Origin of the sequence: Serratia sp. BNK-4 (genome assembly GCF_048685115.1) — a bacterium.
GTDB lineage: Bacteria > Pseudomonadota > Gammaproteobacteria > Enterobacterales > Enterobacteriaceae > Serratia > Serratia bockelmannii.
The window spans coordinates 3,617,917-3,636,896 of record NZ_JBLQTM010000001.1 but is presented as its reverse complement, the minus strand read 5'-3'; the positions used below and the strand labels follow the sequence as shown (position 1 = coordinate 3,636,896).

General features: G+C 62.3%; 13 protein-coding genes. 11 read left to right on the top strand and 2 right to left on the bottom strand.

The features are described 5' to 3' along the window. Positions 1–23: 23 nt before the first annotated feature. Entirely contained in the window at positions 24–1,076 is a 1,053-nt protein-coding gene (locus ACMGGW_RS17390) for a DUF2157 domain-containing protein (RefSeq protein WP_127146612.1), read from the bottom strand. A 117-nt stretch (positions 1,077–1,193) separates the two neighbouring features. On the opposite strand from ACMGGW_RS17390, the gene tadA reads away from it, so the two are divergent. Continuing rightward, positions 1,194–1,700, top strand: coding sequence for a tRNA adenosine(34) deaminase TadA (tadA, locus tag ACMGGW_RS17385; RefSeq protein WP_049204917.1), 507 nt, complete (start codon positions 1,194–1,196; stop codon positions 1,698–1,700). On the opposite strand, the gene mltF is transcribed toward tadA, so the two are convergent. After that, entirely contained in the window at positions 1,701–3,161 is a 1,461-nt protein-coding gene (mltF, locus tag ACMGGW_RS17380; protein WP_025303935.1) for a membrane-bound lytic murein transglycosylase MltF, read from the bottom strand. It lies immediately after the preceding gene. Between the two features lie 274 nt (positions 3,162–3,435). Here mltF and purL point away from each other — a divergent pair, with 274 nt between their 5' ends. The 10 genes from purL (at position 3,436) to ACMGGW_RS17330 (ending at position 18,980) form a co-directional block, all read left to right on the top strand. Next, positions 3,436–7,329: a phosphoribosylformylglycinamidine synthase gene (gene purL / locus ACMGGW_RS17375; protein ID WP_197832447.1), complete on the top strand. Its 3,894-nt coding sequence runs from the start codon at positions 3,436–3,438 to the stop codon at positions 7,327–7,329. Between the two features lie 881 nt (positions 7,330–8,210). Further along, on the top strand, positions 8,211–9,647 hold the full coding sequence (locus ACMGGW_RS17370; RefSeq protein ID WP_025303933.1) for a sensor histidine kinase: 1,437 nt from the start codon (positions 8,211–8,213) through the stop codon (positions 9,645–9,647). Between the two features lie 3 nt (positions 9,648–9,650). Then, positions 9,651–10,523: a two-component system QseEF-associated lipoprotein QseG gene (gene qseG / locus ACMGGW_RS17365; RefSeq protein WP_053085981.1), complete on the top strand. Its 873-nt coding sequence runs from the start codon at positions 9,651–9,653 to the stop codon at positions 10,521–10,523. Next, positions 10,520–11,860 (top strand): two-component system response regulator GlrR, encoded by a 1,341-nt coding sequence (glrR, locus tag ACMGGW_RS17360; protein ID WP_025303931.1) that lies wholly within the window; start codon positions 10,520–10,522, stop codon positions 11,858–11,860. Before qseG ends, glrR begins: the two co-directional genes overlap by 4 nt. 130 nt (positions 11,861–11,990) lie before the next feature. Continuing rightward, positions 11,991–13,613 (top strand): NAD+ synthase, encoded by a 1,623-nt coding sequence (locus ACMGGW_RS17355; RefSeq protein ID WP_025303930.1) that lies wholly within the window; start codon positions 11,991–11,993, stop codon positions 13,611–13,613. An 11-nt stretch (positions 13,614–13,624) separates the two neighbouring features. Beyond that, the gene (gene glnB, locus ACMGGW_RS17350; protein WP_004847623.1) at positions 13,625–13,963 is read left to right on the top strand and encodes a nitrogen regulatory protein P-II; all 339 of its coding nucleotides are present in this window, start codon (positions 13,625–13,627) and stop codon (positions 13,961–13,963) included. A gap of 204 nt (positions 13,964–14,167) precedes the next feature. Continuing rightward, entirely contained in the window at positions 14,168–15,091 is a 924-nt protein-coding gene (locus ACMGGW_RS17345) for a LysR substrate-binding domain-containing protein (protein ID WP_004941365.1), read from the top strand. A gap of 115 nt (positions 15,092–15,206) precedes the next feature. After that, a complete protein-coding gene (locus ACMGGW_RS17340) occupies positions 15,207–16,670 on the top strand; it encodes a gamma-aminobutyraldehyde dehydrogenase (RefSeq protein ID WP_043138131.1) in 1,464 nt (487 codons plus the stop codon). A 73-nt stretch (positions 16,671–16,743) separates the two neighbouring features. Continuing rightward, positions 16,744–17,898 carry a putative ABC transporter substrate-binding protein YdcS gene (gene ydcS / locus ACMGGW_RS17335; protein ID WP_025303928.1) on the top strand — a complete coding sequence of 385 codons (1,155 nt, stop codon included), beginning with the start codon at positions 16,744–16,746 and terminating at the stop codon, positions 17,896–17,898. Between the two features lie 53 nt (positions 17,899–17,951). Next, on the top strand, positions 17,952–18,980 hold the full coding sequence (locus tag ACMGGW_RS17330; protein ID WP_015378790.1) for an ABC transporter ATP-binding protein: 1,029 nt from the start codon (positions 17,952–17,954) through the stop codon (positions 18,978–18,980).

The window sequence follows — 18,980 nt, the reverse complement described above, 5'->3', positions numbered from 1 at the left end:
CTTTGCTGTTATCGCTACCGCGATCAGTCGTCGGTTACGTCGTGCGGTTTGCGCCCCAGTTGCCAAATCTTCTCCGCATAATGCCCCAACGCCCACAGGCTCAGGCCGAGCAGCGCGAAGAAAATCGCCTTCGGCATGCTGTCCCAGAAAAACTCGAACAGGCGGGTATAGAGGTTGATGCCGAGGAATGTCAGCCCGAAACCGCGCAGCATGGCGTCGTCATGCTTCAACCCCAGCCAGATGGCGGCGAGGGCGGCCAGCCCGAACAGCAGGCTCCAGTGGAACAGCTCAATCTGGCGCGCGCGGTACCAGCTGTCGAGATCGCCGTAGTTGCCAAAGATGGATAGCAGCCACAGCGCGATGAACAGGTACAGCAGGCCCATCGCCAGCGACACCCGCTGCAGGCCGCGCTGCGCCAACAGCGGCCGCAGCAGCAATGCGGCGGCGATCAGCACCGCGCCGAAGGCGATAAAGCGAATCGGGTAGCTCATGCCGAGCCAGTAGGCGCCCCAGCCGGACAGGTAGCCGGTTTCGGCGCCGAAGGCATTGCCGAGCGACAGCAGGGCGAACCACCACACCAGCCCGGAGCGGCTGAACCAGCCGATCGCGCCGTACAGCAGCGCGGCGACCAGCAGCAGTACGGAAACCCGGCCGCTGCCGTTATCCAGCCAGACCCCCAACTGCCATAAGGCGCAGGCGGTGAGCAACACGGCGACAAACAGCGCCGCCTCATTGCCGTAGCGTTTTTCCGGGTGCCGTTGGCGGCGGCGCAGCGCCCAGACGTAGGCCAGCGCCGCCAGTACGCCGGCGATCGCCATGCGCACCGGCGCGTCGAAGCGGAACAGTTCGCTCAGCCATTCAAGCAGTGCGCTGTCGGCGAACAGGCTGGTGACGGCGATCAGCAACGAGGCCAGCGCGGCGAGAAACGCATAGCGCGCCAGCCGTCGCCAGTCGAAAGGTTGTACGTCCACATGCAGCAGCAACTGCTGCCGTTGCTCGGGTGTCAAGGCGCCTTCCCCAACCCAGCCGTCCAGCGCCTTGCGCACCACGACGGCGTTCTTTTTACTGAGTTTCATGTTTCTTGTCCCTGAATCACACGCTGATTCGGCCAGTATAGCCATTGGCGGGCGGCTACGACAAAGGGAGGCTAGTGTGTATAATGCCCGCCGCAAAAGCGCACGAGGAATTATGCGATGACTGAATATAACGATGAGTACTGGATGCGTCAGGCATTGCAGCTGGCCCTGCGCGCGCAGGAAGAGGGCGAGGTGCCGGTGGGTGCGCTACTGGTGCTGGACAATCAGGTCATCGGCGAGGGCTGGAACCGCCCGATCGGCCGACACGATCCAACCGCGCACGCCGAGATCATGGCGCTGCGCCAGGGCGGCGCGGTGCTGCAAAACTACCGCTTGTTGAACGCCACGCTGTACGTCACGCTGGAGCCCTGCGTGATGTGCGCCGGTGCGATGGTGCACAGCCGTATCCGCCGGTTGGTGTATGGCGCCGCCGACGAGAAAACCGGCGCGGCCGGTTCGCTGGTGGACATTTTGCGCCATCCGGGCATGAACCATCAGGTGGAGATCGTCTCGGGCGTGCTGGCGGACGAATGCGCCGCCACCCTGAGCAATTTCTTCCGCCTGCGCCGCGAACAGAAAAAAGCGCTCAAGCTGGCGCAGCGGGCGGCGGATACGCCGGAATAATCAGTAGTTGAGCGCCAGTTCCGGCATCACCGTCGGATAGCCTTTCCCCAACGCTTCCTGCTCGGCGGCCGCTTGCGCCGCCTTTCTCTCTTTTTCCTGCAGATAACCCACCAGGCTGACCTGGTAGCGGCGGATGTTCTCTACATAGTTGTAGGCTTCTCGCCCACGCGCATAACCGTAGGTCAGCTGCGGGTAGTAGCGCTTTTGGCTGAGCATCGGCAGGCGCTGTTTGACGTCGACCCAGCTGTCCGGATTGCCTTTTTGCGTTTTGGTCAGCTTGCGTGCGTCCAGCATATGGCCCCAGCCCATGTTGTAGGCCGCCAGCGAGAACCAGATGCGCTCGTCTTCCGGCACGCTGTCCGGCACCTTGGCCATTAGTCGCTGCAGGTAGAGCGCGCCGCCCTGAATGCTCTCTTCCGGATCGAGGCGGTCGTTGACCCCCAGGCCGTCGGCGGTGGCGCGGGTCAGCATCATCAGGCCACGCACGCCGGTGGGGGAGGTGGCCTGCGGATTCCAGTGCGATTCCTGATAGGCGATGGCCGCCAGCAGCTTCCAGTCGATCTCGTTGGCGTGCTTCTCGAACAGTGGGCGGAAGTTGGGCAGCACCGAGTCGATGGCCGACAGGAAGGTTTTGGTGTCCACATAGTCGAAGCTGCCGACGTGGCCGAGGTATTTCTCCTCCAGCCGCGCCAGGGTGCCGTCGTCCACCATTTGACTGTAGAAATCCAGCATCGCTGCGTACAGGCTGTCGTCGCCGTCACGTTTGAGATACCAGGTGACCGGCTCTTCGTCGGTGACGTCGAACGCCACCGCCAGCTGCGGATGGATGCGCTGCAGCAGCGCGATGGTCACCGAATCGCCGAGGGTGTAGTCCAGCTTGCCGTCGGCAACCCGCTCCAGCAGCTCTTTGGAGGTGAGATCGCTGGAGGACTCCCAGGTGAGATCCGGGTATTTATCCTGCTTGAGCTGTTTTAGCGTGCTGACGTGCGCGGAACCGGAGGCGACCGCCAGCTTGCCTTTGATGTCGGCGAAGCTTTTCGGCCGCGGGGTGCCCAGTCGGTACACCAGCTGTTGGGAAACAGAGTAGTAGGCCGGGCCTGTGCGTGCGCGGCTCAGGCGTTCCTGGTTGTAGATAAGGCCTGCCGCCAGCAGGTCGGCGTCGTCGTCGTCCAGATCGTCGAACAGGTCATTGATGTTCTGATGGGGGATCACCACCAGCTTCACCCCGAGGTAGTTGGCGAAGCGCTTGGCCAGTTCGTAGTCGAGCCCACCCGGCCCTTGCTTGGTGTTGAAATAGGTCAGCGGGGAGTTCAGCGTGCTGATACGCAACTCGCCGCGGGAAATGATCTCCTGGAGTTGCCCGCCCTGGCCGCTGCGCCAGGTGATATTGGGCCACAGCGCGAGAGCCAGAAGCAGGGTGACAACGCCGATGAGGATGTAGTTTATTTTAAGACGTTTCAAATAGTTATCCAGTGGTGGCACAGGTACGCCGGCGACGACAACCGCGACTTTTCTCATGGTTAAATCACCAGTGCGGGGGCATTTTGCGCAACAAAACGCCAGTGTGCAACTTTATTGACACGTTATGACAATTCGTCGGTGCGGCACGCTTTTATCAATAATCCCTACGCAAACGGTTTCGTCGGCGGCGAGGATTCTCTATAATGACGCGCGTTTTCCCCTGTTGCGCCCAATGAAGCGTCTTATCCGTCGCTTCGAAGACGAGAGAACTTTGATTATGGAAATTCTGCGTGGTTCGCCCGCTTTATCGGCTTTTCGCATTACCAAACTGCTGTCCCGCTGCCAGGACGCTCACCTGCCCGTCAGTGATATCTACGCCGAGTACGTCCACTTTGCCGATGTTAGTGCACCGCTAAGTGCCGAAGAACACGCCAAGCTTCAGCGTCTGCTCAAGTACGGTCCTTCTCTCGCCGAACACGCTCCCGAAGGCCGGTTGCTGCTGGTTACGCCGCGTCCGGGCACCATTTCTCCCTGGTCTTCCAAAGCCACCGATATTGCCCACAACTGCGGTTTGCAACAGGTGCTGCGGTTGGAACGCGGCCTGGCGTTCTACGTCAAGGCGCCCGAGCTGACGGAAACCCAGTGGCGCCAGCTCGCCGCGCTGCTGCACGATCGCATGATGGAAACCGTCTTCAGCGAGCTGCAACAGGCCGAACAGCTGTTCGCGCACCATCAGCCGGCGCCGTATCAGTCGGTCGATGTGCTGGGCGCAGGGCGCGCCGCGCTGGAGCAGGCCAACGTCCGGCTCGGCCTGGCGCTGGCGCAGGACGAGATCGACTATCTGCTGAATGCCTTTACCGGTTTGGGGCGCAACCCGACGGATATCGAACTCTATATGTTCGCGCAGGCCAACTCCGAGCACTGCCGCCACAAGATTTTCAACGCCGACTGGATCATCGACGGCGAACAGCAGCCTAAATCGCTGTTCAAAATGATCAAGAACACCTATGAGCAGACGCCGGACTACGTGCTGTCGGCGTATAAAGACAACGCCGCCGTGATGGAAGGCTCGCAGGTCGGTCGCTTCTTCGCCGCGCCGGAGAACGGCACGTACGATTACCATCAGGAAGATGCGCACATCCTGATGAAGGTAGAAACCCACAACCACCCGACGGCGATCTCACCGTGGCCGGGCGCCGCGACCGGCTCCGGCGGCGAGATCCGCGACGAGGGCGCCACCGGCCGCGGCGCCAAGCCGAAGGCCGGCCTGGTGGGCTTCTCGGTGTCCAACCTGCGCATTCCCGGCTTTGAACAGCCGTGGGAGCAGGATTTCGGCAAGCCGGAACGCATCGTCACCGCGCTGGATATCATGACCGAAGGCCCGCTGGGCGGCGCGGCATTCAACAACGAATTCGGTCGTCCGGCGCTGCTGGGCTACTTCCGTACCTATGAAGAGCGCGTCAACAGCCATAACGGCGTGGAGCTGCGCGGCTACCACAAACCGATCATGCTGGCGGGCGGTATCGGCAACATCCGCGCCGATCATGTGCAGAAAGGGGAAATCACCGTCGGCGCCAAGCTGGTGGTGCTGGGCGGCCCGGCGATGAATATCGGCCTGGGCGGCGGCGCAGCCTCGTCGATGGCGTCAGGCCAGTCCGATGCCGATCTGGACTTCGCTTCGGTGCAGCGCGACAACCCAGAAATGGAGCGCCGCTGTCAGGAAGTGATTGACCGCTGCTGGCAGCTGGGCGACCAGAACCCGATCCTGTTTATCCATGACGTCGGTGCCGGCGGCCTGTCCAACGCCATGCCGGAGCTGGTGAGCGACGGCGGCCGCGGCGGCCGCTTCGAGCTGCGCGATATCCTCAACGACGAGCCGGGCATGAGCCCGCTGGAAGTGTGGTGCAACGAATCGCAGGAACGTTACGTGATGGCGATTGCCCCGGCGCAGATGGCACAGTTCGACGAGATTTGCCGCCGCGAGCGCGCACCTTATGCGGTGATCGGCGAAGCGACCGAAGAACAGCACCTGACGCTGAACGACCGCCACTTCGACAACCAGCCGATCGACATGCCGCTGGACGTGCTGCTCGGCAAGACGCCGAAAATGACCCGCGACGTGACCCGCCTGCAGGCGCATGGCGAGGCGGTGCAGCGTGAGAACATCACGCTGGCCGACGCGGTGAAACGCGTGCTGCATTTGCCGGCCGTTGCGGAGAAAACCTTCCTGATCACCATCGGCGACCGCACCGTTACCGGCATGGTGGCGCGTGACCAGATGGTCGGCCCGTGGCAGATCCCGGTGGCCGACTGTGCGGTCACCACCGCCAGCCTGGACAGCTATTACGGCGAAGCGATGTCGCTCGGCGAACGCGCGCCGGTGGCGCTGCTGGACTTCGCCGCCTCCGGCCGCCTGGCGGTCGGGGAAGCGCTGACCAACCTGGCCGCCACGGAAATCGGCAGTCTGAAGCGCGTGAAGCTGTCCGCCAACTGGATGGCCGCCGCCGGCCACCCGGGTGAAGACGCCGGCCTGTACGAAGCGGTGAAAGCGGTGGGCGAAGAGCTGTGCCCGGCGCTGGGCATCACCATTCCGGTGGGTAAAGACTCCATGTCGATGAAAACCCGCTGGCAGGAAGGCAATGAACAGCGTGAAATGACCTCGCCGCTGTCGCTGGTCATCACCGCCTTCGCCCGCGTGGAAGACGTGCGCCACACCGTGACGCCACAATTGCGCACCGATAAGGGCGACAGCGCGCTGCTGTTGATCGACCTGGGCAACGGCCATAACGCGCTGGGCGCCACCGCGCTGGCGCAGGTTTACCGCCAACTGGGCGACAAACCTGCCGACGTGCGCAACGTTGCGCAGCTGGCGGGCTTCTTCAACGCCATGCAGCAGCTGGTGGCCGATCGCGCGCTGCTGGCTTACCACGATCGCGCCGACGGCGGCCTGCTGGTGACGCTGGCGGAGATGGCCTTTGCCGGTCACTGCGGCGTGAACGTCAATCTCGACGGCCTCGGCGACGATGCGTTGGCGGTGCTGTTCAACGAAGAACTGGGGGCGGTGATCCAGGTGAGCGCCGAACGTCTCGACGATGTGAAACAGGCGTTCGCGCAGCACGGTCTGACCGACAACGTGCATCACATCGGCAGCGTGCAGGCCGGCGATCGTTTCGTCATCACCCAGCACGGCAAGGCGCTGTACAGCGAAAGCCGCAATACGCTGCGCACCTGGTGGGCGGAAACCACCTGGCAGATGCAGCGCCTGCGCGATAACCCGGCGTGCGCCGATCAGGAACATCAGGCCAAGCAGGATGAACAAGATCCTGGCCTGAACGTGAAACTGACCTTCGCACCCGAGGAAGACATCGCCGCGCCGTACATCGCCAAGGGCGCTCGCCCGAAAGTGGCGGTGCTGCGCGAGCAGGGGGTGAACTCCCACGTTGAAATGGCGGCGGCGTTCCACCGCGCCGGCTTTGACGCGGTGGACGTGCACATGAGCGATCTGCTGGCAGGGCGCCGCGATCTGCAGGACTTCCACACGCTGGTGGCCTGCGGCGGCTTCTCTTACGGCGACGTACTGGGCGCCGGCGAAGGCTGGGCGAAGTCTATCCTGTTCAACGAGCGGGTGCGTGACGAGTTTGAGGCGTTTTTCCACCGTCCGCAGACGCTGGCGCTGGGCGTATGCAACGGCTGCCAGATGATGTCCAACCTGCGCGAGCTGATCCCGGGCGCCGAACACTGGCCGCGCTTCGTGCGCAACCTGTCGGATCGCTTCGAGGCGCGCTTCAGCCTGGTGGAAGTGGCGGCCAGCCCGTCGCTGTTCATGCAGGGCATGATCGGTTCGCGCATGCCGATCGCCGTTTCCCACGGTGAAGGGCACGTCGAAGTGCGCGATGCGGCGCATCTGGCGGCGCTGGAAAGCCATGGTCTGGTGGCGCTGCGTTTCGTCAACAACGCCGGTCAGGTGACGGAAGCTTACCCGGCTAACCCGAACGGTTCGCCGAACGGCATTACCGCCGTAACCAGCGCCAACGGACGTGCCACGGTGATGATGCCGCACCCGGAACGCGTGTTCCGCACGGTCAGCAACTCCTGGCACCCGGAAGAGTGGGGCGAGGACAGCCCGTGGATGCACATGTTCCGCAACGCCCGTAAGCAGCTGGGCTAAAAACGGTACCACCGTACAGAGGGCGCAAGCAATTGCGCCCTTTTTTATGGCCGGCGTTCGCCGACTGGCGGCAGTGTCTGCATTTTGCGACAGGCGCTATTTTCCCTGTCGCTAAATGGAGACATTTAACCGTTTGATTTTATTGGTGGTAAGCGGGTTTGGCTTTAGTTGTCTGCATTTGGCGACAGCGCGGCGTTTTTTTCATCGCTCATCGGGGCGTGATGCGCAAAGAAATTTGCTGATATAATTTTATTTTTTAATAAAATCATAAAGTTATAATTTTAATTGCAAAGTTGGCACGCAACGTGCATTATTCTCGTCAGTTGCTCATTCAACTTTTTATGACGGCGCCGTTATTAGACGGCAAATCGCCTCATAAGCCTCCGAATGATGCCAAAGAAATGGTGCCTATCGTCCAACTAAACCGATAACAGACCGTGCAAACGGCTTTATCAAGCATCGGGCGACACGTGGAGTGAGGCACCGCCTGTATCCAACTGTGATGAAGGGTTCATCAATCCTGGATACTTACGGATGCTATTCGTCCTGTTCGATGCCAGCCGCTGCGCTACATCACCCTGGGGACGAGGTTCAAGGGCATCCACACTTTCCTTGCGTTGGGGCAAGTTTCTTGCCCCGATGTCAATTCTCAACGCTGCGCTTATCCCTGTTTCGTTGCCTATGCCCTCGAACGCAGACGCTCTCCCCACACTCTCGTTTTCGCACCGGTTGATATTACCGGGGCCGCATGCCGTCGGCAGGCCTATGGGCGCGGTTCACCAATCCCGCGGCTTTTTCCTTGTGCGTTCAGGATTCTCCCTTGCCGGGCTTTTTTCTTTCCGGCGAGTCAGTTAGCATCGTGACAGAGCTGAGAGAATGAGATGATTTCGTTGAAAAAATGGCGTTTATTTCCCCGTTCGCTGCGGCAATTGGTGCTGCTGGCCTTTCTGTTGGTGCTGCTGCCGCTGTTGGTGCTGGCCTATCAAGCCTACCAGAGCCTGGATCACCTCAGCGCGCAGGCGGCGGACATCAACCGCACCACGCTGGTGGACGCGCGGCGCAGTGAGGCGATGACCAGCGTGGCGCTGGAGATGGAGCGCAGCTATCGTCAGTACTGCGTGCTGGTCGATCCTACGCTGCAGAAGCTGTACCAGAACCAGCGCAAGCAATATTCGCAGATGCTGGACGCCCACGCGCCGATTCTGCCGGACGAGCGCTACTACCAAACGCTGCGTCAGTTGCTGACCCAGCTGGCGGCGATCAAATGCCATAACAGCGGGCCGGACCAAGAGGCTTCGGCCTTGCTCGAATCGTTCTCCCGTTCCAACGCCGAAATGGTGCAGGCCACGCGCGCGGTGGTGTTCTCGCGCGGCCAGCAGCTGCAGCAGGCCATCGCCGAGCGTGGCCAGTTCTTCGGCTGGCAGGCGCTGCTGCTGTTCCTGGTCAGCGTGCTGCTGGTGGTGCTGTTTACCCGCATGATCATCGGGCCGGTCAAGGCCGTGGAACGGATGATCAACCGCCTGGGGGAAGGGCGCGCGTTGGGCAGCACTGCATCGTTCAAAGGGCCGCGCGAGCTGCGTTCGCTGGCGCAGCGCATCATCTGGCTGAGCGAGCGGCTGGCGTGGCTGGAATCGCAGCGCCACGAATTCTTGCGCCATATCTCGCACGAGTTGAAAACGCCGCTGGCCAGCATGCGCGAAGGCACCGAGCTGCTGGCCGACGAGGTGGCGGGGCCGCTGACTTCCGATCAGAAAGAGGTGGTGACGATCCTCGACAACAGCAGTCGCCACCTGCAGCAGCTGATTGAACAGCTGCTGGATTACAACCGCAAACTGGCCGATGGCCCGGCGGAACACGAGAACGTCGAGCTGCGCGAGATGGTCGATTTGGTGGTCGCCGCGCACAGTTTGCCGGCGCGGGCGAAGATGATTTCCACCGAAATCGTGCTGGAGGCGGAAATCTGCTGGGCAGAGCCTACGCTATTAATGCGCGTGCTGGATAATCTCTACTCCAATGCGGTGCACTACGGCAAGGAATCCGGTAACATTTGGATCCGCAGCCGTCAGGTTGGACAACGGGTGCAAATCGACGTCGCCAATACCGGCACGCCGATCCCCGAGGCTGAAAGAGCCATGATTTTCGAGCCTTTTTTCCAGGGTAGTCACCAGCGAAAAGGGGCGGTAAAAGGAAGCGGACTGGGGTTGAGCATCGCTCAGGACTGTATCCGTCGCATGCGCGGTGAGCTGCAACTGGCGACGGTCGCCGGTGCAGACGTCTGCTTCCGCATTGAACTGCCGTTAACCGCCGAGAATGAATAAATAATGTACACATGGTCTAAGCGCCTTCGTCTTTCACAGACCGAACGTTCACCGCGTGCCACGCACAGAGCGCCGCTCGGCAAACGCCCGATCAGCTGGTTGGGTGCCGTCTTCTTTATGCCGCTGTTGCTGGCGGGCTGCGTCGATCGTGCCGTCAGCGGCGGCCTGAACGCTCAGCAGCAAGAGGCGATCCCGGATACCAAGGTGATCGATTACCGCACCGCGGCTTGCGATACCCTGTGGCAGTTGGACGACAAGGATGCGCTGGATAATGCGCTCTACTGGCTGCGCGCGATGGACTGCGCCGATCGCATCGGCTCGACCCAGGCGCGTGCGCTGGCGAAAACGGTGCCGGGTGACAGCTGGTCCGGCGTTTTCAAACAGAGCATCCTGCTGGGTAGCGCACAGCCGACCTCTGGCGAACGCCGCCAGATGATCGACAGGATCAACAGCTATCGGATGGAGTTCCCCGGCTCGCTGCGTCCACTGACGCAGCTGTGGCGCCAGCAGCAGATGCTGCAGATCACGCTGTTCGATGAGAAAGCGCGCTATCAGCATCTGCAGGAGAGCAGCGACAGCCAGATCGATTCGCTGCGCCAGAGCCAGGCGCGTTTGCAATCGCAGCTGCAGGACACCTCGCGCAAGCTGGAAAACCTGACCGACATCGAGCGCCAGCTCTCTTCGCGCAAGCAGCTGCAAGGGGAAATCCCGGACAACGGCGCGGGCTCGCAAAAGGGCGAAGCCGCCGGTAAAAACGGCGCGGCCGCCAAAGGGGCTGAGCCGCAGGACGAGCCGGAAAAGGGCACCGCGCTGCCGGTTGAACCGGAAGACACCTATACGCCGCCCCCTGCCAATAAGGAGTCCCACGCGCAATGACCGCACGCAAACCGGCCAACCTGTTATTGGTTGACGACGATCCCAGCCTGCTGAAGCTGCTGGGCATGCGCCTGACCAGTGAAGGTTTTCACGTCACCACCGCCGAAAGCGGCCAGGAAGCGCTGCGCCTGCTGGCGCGCGAACAGATCGATCTGGTGATCAGCGATCTGCGTATGGACGAGATGGACGGCATGGCGCTGTTCGCCGAGATCCAAAAACATCAGCCGGGCATGCCGGTGATCATTCTCACCGCGCACGGTTCGATTCCCGATGCGGTGGCCGCCACCCAGCAAGGGGTGTTCAGCTTCCTCACCAAACCGGTGGATCGCGATGCGCTGTACAAGGCCATCGACGAGGCGCTCGCGCTGTCGGCCACCCCGGCCGGCGACGAGGCCTGGCGGGAAGACATCGTCACCCGCAGCCCGCTGATGCTGCGCCTGCTGGAGCAGGTGAAAATGGTGGCGCAGTCCGACGTCAGCGTGTTGATCAACGGCCAGAGCGGCACCGGCAAAGAGGTGGTGGCGCAGGCGATCCACGCCGCCAGCCCGCGCGCCGGCAAGGCGTTCATCGCCATCAACTGCGGCGCGCTGCCGGAGCAGCTGCTGGAGTCCGAACTGTTCGGCCACGCCAAGGGCGCCTTTACCGGCGCGGTCAGCAGCCGCGAAGGGCTGTTCCAGGCGGCGGCGGGCGGCACGCTGTTCCTCGACGAAATCGGCGATATGCCGCTGTCGCTGCAGGTGAAGTTGCTGCGTGTGCTGCAGGAGCGCAAGGTGCGGCCGCTGGGCAGCAACCGCGATCTGGACATCGACGTGCGCATCATCTCCGCCACCCACCGCGATCTGCAAAAGGCGATGGCGAAGAACGAGTTCCGCGAGGATCTCTACTACCGCCTCAACGTGGTGAACCTGAAGATCCCGGCGCTCAACGAGCGCGCCGAAGACATTCCGCTGCTGGCCAACCACCTGTTGCGCGAAGCGGCTCAGCGGCACAAGCCGTTCGTGCGCAGCTTCTCGACCGACGCCATGAAGCGGCTGATGACCGCCAGCTGGCCGGGCAACGTGCGTCAGCTGGTCAACGTCATCGAGCAGTGCGTGGCGCTGACCTCGGCGCCGGTGATCAGCGAAGCCCTGGTGGAGCAAGCGCTGGAAGGAGAAAACACCGCGCTGCCGACCTTTGCCGAAGCGCGCAACCAGTTTGAGTTGCACTACCTGCGCAAGCTGCTGCAGATCACCAAGGGCAACGTGACCCAGGCCGCACGCATGGCGGGCCGCAACCGCACCGAGTTTTACAAATTGCTGTCGCGTCACGAGCTGGACGCCAACGATTTCAAAGAATGACAGATTCCCGCCGGTGCCTGCCACGCAGGTTCTCAACAAATCCGGCGGAATGATTTACACTCCGTTCTCTTTGCCGCGGCGCGCCCCGGCGTAGAGCACCATGGAACGTATTAAGCGGGATCGTACACAAATGAGCAGATCACTTTCCATCGCCCTGGCCCAGCTGAACCTGCTGGTCGGCGACATTGAAGGCAACACCGAACGCATGTTGCAAATCGTGCAGGAGCAGCAGAAGGCGGGAGCCGATCTGGTCATGTTCAGCGAACTGGCGCTGTCCGGCTACCCGCCGGAAGACCTGCTGTATCGCAATGATTTCTACCAGCGCTGCGACGCGCAGCTGCTGCGCCTGCAGCAGGCCTCCGCCGAGACGGCGATCCTGGTCGGCCACCCGTGGCGCGAAGGCGACAAGCTGTATAACGCGCTGTCGCTGTTTGCCGAAGGGCGCCTGCTGACCCGCTACTTCAAGCAGCAGCTTCCGAACTACGGCGTGTTTGATGAGAAGCGCTATTTCCATGCCGGCAACGACACCTGCGTGGTGGAGCTGAAAGGCTACCGTCTGGGGCTGCTGATTTGCGAAGATCTGTGGTTCCCTGAGCCGATCGACGCCGCCAAGGCGGCCGGCGCGGAGATTATCCTGTCGATCAATGCCTCGCCGTATAACCGCGAAAAACCATATATCCGTAAAACGCTGATGGCCGGCCACTGCCAGCGCACCCAGCTGCCGCTGGTGTACCTCAACCAGGTCGGCGGCCAGGATGAGCTGATCTTCGACGGCTGCTCCAAGGTATTCGACGCCGCCGGCACCATGACCCACCGTCTGGCGGCCTTCGACGAGCAGGTGACTCGTCTGGAATTCAACGAGCTGGCCGTGGTGCCGATGGCCGATCCGGCCGCTGAACTGCCGCAGCTGGCGCAGGTGTATCAGGCGCTGGTGCTGGCGGTGCGCGACTACGTGACCAAAAACGGCTTTAAAGGCGCGGTGCTGGGGCTGTCCGGCGGCATCGACTCGGCGCTGACGCTGGCGATTGCCGTGGATGCGTTGGGTAAAGACAAGGTGCAGGCGCTGATGATGCCGTTCCGCTATACCGCGGATATCAGCATCGCCGACGCCAAGGAAGAGGCGGAAATCCTTGGCGTGGAGTTCGATATCGTCTCCATCGAACCGATGTTCGACGCCTTTATGGGCCAGCTGTCGCCGATGTTCGCCGGCACCGAGCGTGACACCACCGAAGAAAACCTGCAGGCGCGTTGCCGCGGGGTGGTGCTGATGGCGCTGTCTAACAAACGCCGTAGCATCGTGCTTACCACCGGTAACAAGAGCGAAATGGCGGTGGGTTACGCCACGCTGTACGGCGATATGGCCGGCGGTTTCGACGTGTTGAAAGACGTGCCGAAAACGCTGGTGTTCAAGCTGTCCGAATACCGTAATACCGTCTCCTACGTGATCCCGCAGCGGGTGATCGATCGTCCGCCGTCCGCCGAGCTGGCGCCGGATCAGGTCGATCAGGACAGCCTGCCGCCGTACGATATCCTGGATGCGATCCTGGAAGGCTACGTTGAGCGTGACAAGTCGGTCGCCGATCTGGTGGCCGAAGGGTTCGACGAAGCGATCGTGCGCAAGGTGATCCGCCTGGTGGACATCAACGAATACAAGCGGCGTCAGGCCGCCGTCGGGCCGCGCATCACCGCCCGTAACTTCGGCAAAGACCGCCGCTACCCCATCACATCCGGTTTTGGCCGCAAAAATTGGTAAAAGGAAAGAAGATGAAAAAGATCGACGCGATTATCAAGCCGTTCAAACTGGATGACGTCCGCGAAGCGCTGGCCGAAGTGGGCATCACCGGCATGACGGTCACCGAAGTGAAAGGTTTCGGCCGCCAGAAGGGCCACACCGAGCTATACCGCGGTGCCGAGTACATGGTCGACTTTTTGCCTAAGGTGAAGATCGAGATCGTGGTTGCCGACGACATCGTTGACACCTGCGTGGAAACCATCATGCAGACCGCGCAGACCGGCAAGATCGGCGACGGCAAGATCTTCGTCTTCGACGTGGCGCGCGTGGTGCGCATCCGTACCGGCGAGCAGGACGAAGAAGCGATCTGATCCTCTGCCATCAAGGGCGCAGCGTGCTGCGCCCTTGTCATTTCTGTCCTCCGCGCATCATGCTTCTTCGCCTCGCCGTTTCCCCCTTTTTGCCTGTCAGCATTCTAAAAAAGCGAACGCTATCGCGTTTTTGATACTTTTCCCGATCGCTTCGTGGCCGGCGTCTACACTCAACGCAATGTTTTTGCTTGAGGAATCCCCCCCATGATGACGTTACGCCAAATCCGCCACTTCATCGCCGTGGCGGAAACCGGGTCGATCTCCGCCGGCGCCCAGGCGGTGTTTGTCTCCCAGTCTTCGCTGACGCTCGCTATCCAGCAGCTGGAAACCGAGATCGGCGTGCGGCTGTTCGATCGCCACGCCAAGGGCATGACGCTGACCCATCAGGGGCATCAGTTTTTGCGCCAGTCGTATCTGATCCTGGCGACGGTGGACAACGCCAAGCGCAGCCTGCAGATCGGCACCGAAAGCCTGACCGGCAAGCTGACCGTCGGCGTCACCAGCCTGGTGGCCGGCTACTTTCTGGTGGAGCTGCTCACGCGCTTTAAATCGGCCTATCCCAACGTCACCGTGCAGGTGGTTGAAGATGAACGCCCGTACATCGAGCATCTGCTGGTTAGCGGCGAGATCGACATCGGCGTGCTGATCTTGTCGAACATCGAGGACCGCGACGCGCTGCAGACCGAGGTGCTGATGCACTCGCCGTATCGCCTGTGGCTACCGCCGCTGCACCCGCTGCTGGAGCACGAGAGCATCAGCCTGGCGGACGTGGCCAAACAGCCGCTGATCCAGCTCAACGCCGATGAAATGGACGTGCACGCGCGGCGCATCTGGGCGCGCGCCGGGCTGAAGCCGGAGATCGCCATGAAGACCGCCTCGACCGAGGCGGTGCGCAGTCTGGTGGCGGCGGGGATGGGGGTCTCCATCCAGCCGGACATGGCGTACCGCGCCTGGTCGCTGGAGGGCAACATGATCGAGGCGCGCAAGCTGGACGATCTGCTGGAGCCGCTGGATATCGGGTTGGCATGGCGGCGCGGCAGCGCGCGGCCGGAGCTGGTGACGCCGTTCCTCACCATCGCGCGCGAGAACGGCAGCAAACACGCCGCCGGGCTTAAGCATTCGATTTAATCGAACGCGTCGTTCAGTATTTAGAATTTGTTGCCCGCCAGAGGCTCGCTTAGGCTGATTAAAACTAACTTATTCACATTTGGTTAACGTTTTTGTCACTTAGGGGCGTCAGGCGATGGCGGATGTGCAGGTTCTCTCAGGTTTGTCCTGTCAGCAGTTCATTAACGGTCAGCTTATCGACGGCGAAGGCCAGCAGGAATGCATCGTCAATCCGGCCAACGGCGAGACGCTGATCGCCCTGACCGAAGCCTCTTCGGCGCAGGTCGGCAGTGCGGTGAAAGCCGCGCAGCAGGCGTTCAGCCACTGGTCGCGCACCACGCCGGCCCAGCGCGCCACGCTGCTGTTGCGCATCGCCGACGCCATCGAGCGGCAGGCGCCGCAGCTGGCGCAGCTGGAAGCCCTCAACTGCGGCAAACCGCTGCATCAGGCGCTCAATGACGATCTGCCGGCGGCGGTCGACGTGTTTCGCTTCTTCGCCGGCGCGGTGCGCACGCAGCAAGGGCAGCTGGCCGGCGAGTATGTGCCCGGCCACACCTCGATGATCCGCCGCGATCCCATTGGCGTGGTGGCCTCGATCGCCCCCTGGAACTATCCGCTGATGATGGCGGCGTGGAAAATCGCGCCGGCGCTGGCGGCGGGCAATACCGTGGTGTTTAAACCGTCCGAACATACGCCGCTGACCATTCTGGCGCTGGTGCCGGCGCTGCAGGAGATCCTGCCGCCGGGCGTGCTGAATATCGTCTACGGCGGCGGTGAAGGGGTCGGCAGCCAGCTGGTGGGGCACCCGCAGGTGCGGCTGGTGTCGGTCACCGGCGATATCGTCACCGGGCAAAAAATTCTTCAGGCGGCGGCCAAAAGCGTCAAGCGCACCCACCTGGAACTGGGGGGCAAGGCGCCGGTGATCGTCTGCGACGACGCCGATCTCGACGAGGTGGTCAACGGCATTCGCACCTACGGCTATTACAACGCCGGCCAGGACTGCACCGCCGCCTGCCGCATCTACGCGCAGGCGGGCATCTATCCCAAACTGGTGGACGCGCTGGGCGAGGCGGTCGCCAGCCTGCGCTTCGCCCGCAAGCGCGATCAGGACAACGAGATCGGCCCGTTGATAAGTAGCCGCCAGCGCGATCGCGTCGCCAGCTTCGTCGAGCGGGCGCTCAGCCAACCGCATATCGAATTGATCACCGGCGCCGCGGCCCACTCCGGGCCGGGGTTCTACTACCAGCCGACCCTGCTGGCGGGCTGCCTGCAAAGCGACGAAATCGTGCAGCGCGAGGTGTTTGGCCCGGTGGTCAGCGTCACGCGCTTCGAGCATCTGGCGCAGGCAGTCGAGTGGGCCAACGACTCGGAATACGGGCTGGCTTCGTCGGTGTGGACGCAAAATATCGATCGGGCGCTGCACATCGCCGCCCATCTGCAGTACGGCAGCACCTGGATCAACACCCATTTCACCTTGGCGAGCGAGATGCCGCACGGCGGCCTGAAACGCTCCGGCTACGGCAAGGATCTGTCCAGCGATTCGCTGCAGGATTACAGCGTTGTCAGACACGTAATGGCGAAGTTCAAAGCCAGCTTCTAGCGGTTCTATAAAGCAAAATCGGGCGGCAGCCGTTCCCTGCCGCACACAGATACGCAACACAGGGGTAATTACGATGAGAAAAACTACCGCAGTCACCACCACCGTCTCCGCGCTCTGTCTCACCGTGCTGTGCGGCCTGGCCCAGGCGGCCGATCTGCCGCAGTCACTGGGCAAAGGCGAAGGCCGGCTGGATATCATCGCCTGGCCCGGCTACATCGAACGCGGCCAGTCCGACAAAAACTACGACTGGGTCACCCAGTTTGAGAAGCAAACCGGCTGCGCGGTGAACGTGAAGACCGCCGCTACCTCCGATGAAATGGTCAGCCTGATGGCCAAAGGCGGCTACGATCTGGTGACCGCCTCCGGCGACGCCTCGCTGCGCCTGATCTTCGGCAAGCGGGTGCAGCCGATCAACACCGCGCTGATCCCGAACTGGAAGAACATCGATCCGCGCCTGCTGAACGGCGCCTGGTACACCGTGGACGGCAAAACCTACGGCACGCCGTACCAGTGGGGGCCAAACCTGCTGATGTACAACACCAAAACCTTCCCGACGCCGCCGGACAGCTGGGCGGTGATCTTCCAGCAGCAGAACCTGCCGGACGGCAAGAGCAACCAGGGGCGGGTGCAGGCTTACGACGGCCCGATCTACATCGCCGACGCGGCGCTGTTCCTGAAGGCCACCCAGCCGCAGCTCGGCATCAGCGATCCTTATCAGCTCAACGAAGAGCAGTATCAGGCGGCGCTGAAGCTGCTGCGCAGCCAGCACGCGCTGATCCACCGCTACTGGCACGATACCTCGGTGCAGATGAGCGACTTTAAAAACGAAGGCGTGGTGGCTTCCAGCGCCTGGCCGTATCAGGCCAACGCCCTGAAGGGCGAGGGGCAGCCGATCGCCACCGTGTTCCCGAAAGAGGGCGTGACCGGCTGGGCGGATACCACCATGTTGCACAGCGACGCCAAACACCCGAGCTGCGCCTACCAGTGGATGAACTGGTCGCTGGAGCCGAAGGTGCAGGGCGACGTGGCGGCCTGGTTCGGGTCGGTGCCGGCTTCGCCGGCGGGCTGCAAGGCCAGCGCGCTGCTGGGTGAGAAGGGCTGCGAAACCAACGGCTTCAACCAGTTCGACAAAATCGCCTTCTGGAAAACGCCGCAGGCGCAGGGCGGCAAGTTCGTGCCGTACAGCCGTTGGACCCAGGACTACATCGCCATCATGGGCGGCCGCTAAGCCGCGGGGCGCAGCCCGCTGCGCCCGAATCACATCCGTATGGAGCACAGAAAATGACCATTGCCGTGCAATTCATCGATGTTTCGCGGACTTTCGGCGATGTTCGCGCCGTGGATCGGGTATCCATCGATATTCAGGACGGGGAATTCTTCTCCATGCTCGGGCCGTCCGGCTCGGGCAAAACCACCTGCCTGCGCCTGATCGCCGGCTTTGAACAGCTGACTTCCGGCTCGATTCGCATCCACGGCCAGGAAGCCGCCAACCTACCGCCGTACCAGCGCGACGTGAACACCGTGTTTCAGGATTACGCGCTGTTTCCGCACATGTCGGTGCTGGAAAACGTCGCCTACGGTCTGATGGTGAAGGGCGTCGCCAAACGCGAGCGGCTGGCACGGGCGCAAGAGGCGCTGGAGAGCGTGGCGCTCGGTTTCGTTGCCGAACGCAAACCGGCGCACTTGTCGGGCGGCCAGCGTCAGCGCGTGGCGTTGGCGCGCGCGCTGGTCAATCGGCCGCGGGTGCTGCTGCTGGACGAGCCGCTCGGCGCGCTGGATCTCAAGCTGCGCGAGCAGATGCAGGGCGAGCTGAAGAAGCTGCAGCGCCAGCTGGGCATCACCTTTATCTTCGTCACCCACGATCAAAGCGAAGCGCTGTCGATGTCCGATCGGGTGGCGGTGTTCAATAACGGCCGCATCGAACAGGTGGATACGCCGCGTGAGCTTTACATGCGGCCGAAGACGCCGTTCGTCGCCGAGTTCGTCGGCACCTCCAACGTGGTACGTAGCGAGCTGGCGCAGCGCCTGCTCGGCGAAAGTCGAACCTTCTCGATCCGGCCGGAACATATCCGCCTGCTGGAGCAAGGCGGTGCGGCGCAGGACGAGATTCAGGTGCAGGGCACGCTGCAGGAAATCCATTACCAGGGCGCGGCCACACGCTATGAAATCGCGCTGAACGGCGGCGAAAAGCTGCTGGTCAGCCAGGCCAATCCGCAGTGGATCGCCGAAGGGCAACAGCGGCAGATCGGCCAGCCGATCGTCGCCTGCTGGCCGCGCGCGGCGATGGTGCCGCTGCTGGAGGAGAGGTGA

Excerpts from the sequence above, each read along its gene's own strand:
- ACMGGW_RS17340 (WP_043138131.1), top strand. The coding sequence starts at position 15,207 with ATGGCGGATGTGCAGGTTCTCTCAGGTTTGTCCTGTCAGCAGTTCATT.
- glnB (WP_004847623.1), top strand. The coding sequence starts at position 13,625 with ATGAAAAAGATCGACGCGATTATCAAGCCGTTCAAACTGGATGACGTC.
- ACMGGW_RS17345 (WP_004941365.1), top strand. The coding sequence starts at position 14,168 with ATGATGACGTTACGCCAAATCCGCCACTTCATCGCCGTGGCGGAAACC.
- qseG (WP_053085981.1), top strand. The coding sequence starts at position 9,651 with ATGTACACATGGTCTAAGCGCCTTCGTCTTTCACAGACCGAACGTTCA.
- ACMGGW_RS17370 (WP_025303933.1), top strand. The coding sequence starts at position 8,211 with ATGATTTCGTTGAAAAAATGGCGTTTATTTCCCCGTTCGCTGCGGCAA.
- ACMGGW_RS17390 (WP_127146612.1), bottom strand. The coding sequence starts at position 1,076 with ATGAAACTCAGTAAAAAGAACGCCGTCGTGGTGCGCAAGGCGCTGGAC.
- ACMGGW_RS17330 (WP_015378790.1), top strand. The coding sequence starts at position 17,952 with ATGACCATTGCCGTGCAATTCATCGATGTTTCGCGGACTTTCGGCGAT.
- ydcS (WP_025303928.1), top strand. The coding sequence starts at position 16,744 with ATGAGAAAAACTACCGCAGTCACCACCACCGTCTCCGCGCTCTGTCTC.
- glrR (WP_025303931.1), top strand. The coding sequence starts at position 10,520 with ATGACCGCACGCAAACCGGCCAACCTGTTATTGGTTGACGACGATCCC.
- tadA (WP_049204917.1), top strand. The coding sequence starts at position 1,194 with ATGACTGAATATAACGATGAGTACTGGATGCGTCAGGCATTGCAGCTG.
- ACMGGW_RS17355 (WP_025303930.1), top strand. The coding sequence starts at position 11,991 with ATGAGCAGATCACTTTCCATCGCCCTGGCCCAGCTGAACCTGCTGGTC.